General features: G+C 58.1%; 1 protein-coding gene, 1 tRNA gene and 2 rRNA genes (1 of these 4 cut by a window edge). 3 read left to right on the forward strand and 1 reads right to left on the reverse strand.

The window, feature by feature from the left end; all coding sequences use genetic code 11:
- The 3 genes from FKQ52_RS04510 to FKQ52_RS04520 all read left to right on the forward strand — a co-directional run.
- A 23S ribosomal RNA gene (locus FKQ52_RS04510) occupies positions 1 to 1487 on the forward strand (it extends 1301 nt beyond the left edge of the window).
- Between the two features lie 84 nt (positions 1488 to 1571).
- Positions 1572 to 1686 (forward strand): 5S ribosomal RNA (gene rrf, locus FKQ52_RS04515).
- Positions 1687 to 1764: 78 nt separating this feature from the next.
- Positions 1765 to 1841: transfer RNA gene (locus FKQ52_RS04520), tRNA-Met, on the forward strand.
- Between the two features lie 63 nt (positions 1842 to 1904).
- On the opposite strand, the gene FKQ52_RS04525 is transcribed toward FKQ52_RS04520, so the two are convergent.
- Complete coding sequence (locus tag FKQ52_RS04525; RefSeq protein WP_240811739.1) at positions 1905 to 2495, reverse strand: hypothetical protein; 591 nt, start codon at positions 2493 to 2495, stop codon at positions 1905 to 1907.
- Positions 2496 to 2500 lie beyond the last annotated feature (5 nt).

Consider the following 2500-nt stretch of genomic DNA (forward strand, 5'->3'; position numbering starts at 1 on the left):
AACGATAAACAGTGTGAGAAACACTGTCGCCGAAAGACCAAGGGTTCCTGCGTAAAGCTAATCTGCGCAGGGTTAGTCGGCCCCTAAGGCGAGGCTGAAAAGCGTAGTCGATGGGAAGCAGGTAAATATTCCTGCACCAGCTGGAAGTGACGGATGGCGTAAGTTGTCAGGGCTTATTGGATTGTCCTGGCAGCGAAGTTGTCCCTGGAAATAACTCCAGCAGAGACCGTACCCGAAACCGACACAGGTGGTCAGGTAGAGTATACCAAGGCGCTTGAGAGAACTGTGCTGAAGGAACTCGGCAAATTGCACGCGTAACTTCGGAATAAGCGTGACTCACCCAGCGCAAGCTGGACTGAGTGGCACAAGCCAGGGGGTAGCGACTGTTTAGCAAAAACACAGGGCTCTGCGAAGCAGCAATGCGACGTATAGGGTCTGACGCCTGCCCGGTGCCTGAAGGTTAAAGGGAGATGTGAAAGCGTCGAACTGAAGCCCAGGTAAACGGCGGCCGTAACTATAACGGTCCTAAGGTAGCGAAATTCCTTGTCGGGTAAGTTCCGACCTGCACGAATGGCGTAACGACTTCCCCACTGTCTCCAGCACAGGCTCAGTGAAATTGAATTCCCCGTGAAGATGCGGGGTTCCCGCGGTCAGACGGAAAGACCCTATGAACCTTTACTATAGCTTCGCCTTGGCGTTAGCGACCGTATGTGTAGGATAGGTGGGAGACTATGAAACCGGGGCGCCAGCACCGGTGGAGTCATCCTTGAAATACCACCCTTACTGTCGTTGACGTCTAACCGAGGGCCGTTATCCGGTCCCGGGACATGGCGTGGTGGGTAGTTTGACTGGGGCGGTCGCCTCCTAAAGTGTAACGGAGGCGCGCGATGGTGGGCTCAGACCGGTCGGAAATCGGTCGTCGAGTGCAATGGCATAAGCCCGCCTGACTGCGAGACTGACAAGTCGAGCAGAGACGAAAGTCGGCCATAGTGATCCGGTGGTCCCGCGTGGAAGGGCCATCGCTCAACGGATAAAAGGTACTCTAGGGATAACAGGCTGATTTTGCCCAAGAGTCCATATCGACGGCAAAGTTTGGCACCTCGATGTCGGCTCATCACATCCTGGGGCTGGAGCAGGTCCCAAGGGTATGGCTGTTCGCCATTTAAAGTGGTACGTGAGCTGGGTTCAGAACGTCGTGAGACAGTTTGGTCCCTATCTGCCGTGGGTGTTCGAAGCTTGAGAGGATCTGTCCCTAGTACGAGAGGACCGGGATGGACGTACCTCTGGTGGACCTGTCGTGGCGCCAGCTGCGCAGCAGGGTAGCTATGTACGGAATAGATAACCGCTGAAAGCATCTAAGCGGGAAACTAACCTCAAAACAAGGCTTCGCTGAGGATCGTGGAAGACTACCACGTTGATAGGCCAGGTGTGGAAGTGGGGCGACCCATGAAGCTTACTGGTACTAATAATCCGATCGGCTTGATCGTTTCTCAGCAAAACTCATTCGATTACCTTGCAACAACGCAAGGCTGACAATGTCTTCTTCGCAATCCTTCTATCCGCCTGGTTGACCTGGTGGCTATGTCGGAGGTTCCCCACCCGATCCCATTCCGAACTCGGTCGTTAAGCCCTCCAGAGCCGATGGTACTTCGTCTTAAGTCGCGGGAGAGTAGGTCGCCGCCGGGTCTACCAGTCGGATAGAAAGTATTGCACTCGATCCCAAAAGATCGCTCCTCGAACACCTTCCTTCACACACCACCCTGCCGCGGGATGGAGCAGCCCGGTAGCTCGTCAGGCTCATAACCTGAAGGTCGCAGGTTCAAATCCTGCTCCCGCACCCAAGATACCTCACGCCGGTGAGGCACATCAGAAACCCCGCCCGAAACGGCGGGGTTTTTGCCGTTTCAGGCCTGGGAAATCTGGCGCAGGCCGGCGAGATGTCCGCGGACGTGCGGTTCGAACCGGCCCAGCTCTTCCGGCGGTACAAATTCCACGACCTCAATCAGCTTGCACCCCCCGCGCCGAAGGTCCTCGCCCATGTCGCCCATGATCGCCAGCTGCGGCGCATCGGCCAGTCGGGCGATCCTCTTCCGCGCGCTGGGGGAAAGTTGCGCCACGATGAGGAAAGGCGAGGGGGCGATCAGCGCCTCGAGCTGGGACCTGCGTGACGTCAACGGGGCCGCGCGGGCCCTCAACTCGTCTATAGTGATCATCTCTTCCGTGAACATCATCCGGGCCCGCTCCAGCTTGCGGCGGATCCCGTTCAGTTCGCGCTCGGTAGGGGCTCGTGCGGCAAGGGCCTCCAGACGGCGGGTGGACTGCTCCTCGTGGAAGATCCTGACGGCGCTGGCGATAGCCTCCGGCGACAGCAGGTGCCGGCGCACGCCCGTGAGAACGCGATCCTCGACCGTGCGGGCGGCGATGATCTTGTTGTTCTTGCATGTCCCGCGCTCGCGCGCGGCGCTGCAGGCGTACTTGCCGCCGTTCAGCGTCATGCCGG

It is taken from the genome of Brevundimonas sp. M20 (genome assembly GCF_006547065.1).
GTDB lineage: Bacteria > Pseudomonadota > Alphaproteobacteria > Caulobacterales > Caulobacteraceae > Brevundimonas.

Excerpts from the sequence above, each read along its gene's own strand:
- FKQ52_RS04525 (WP_240811739.1), bottom strand. The coding sequence starts at position 2,495 with ATGACGCTGAACGGCGGCAAGTACGCCTGCAGCGCCGCGCGCGAGCGC.